General features: G+C 66.1%; 1 pseudogene. It reads right to left on the bottom strand.

Features of this window, described 5'->3' with window-relative positions:
* Window positions 1–257: pseudogene (locus ACZ3GY_RS24360) on the bottom strand (ABC transporter substrate-binding protein); the annotation flags it as partial.

Genomic DNA, 257 nt, shown 5'->3' with positions numbered 1-257 from the left:
CTTGCCGCCGTCGATCTTGATCACGTAAACGTTCGGCACGTTCTGCCCGCTTTCCTTGCCGGCCGGGCCTTGCTTGATGAACGTGATGTCGCCGTTGAGGCCCTGCGCCTTCACCTTCCAGAGGCCTTCGCGGATCGCCTCCGGATCGGCCTTGCCCGCAGCCTGGATGCCGGCGACCACCGTCAGGATGCCGTCGTAGCCGCGGAAGCCTTCCGGCAGGCCCGCCGGATTGAAGCCCATCTTCACCCAGTCGGCCG

Source organism: Pseudomonas sp. PME37.24/006 (assembly GCF_055556635.1).
This window is presented reverse-complemented; position numbering and strand designations above follow the sequence as displayed.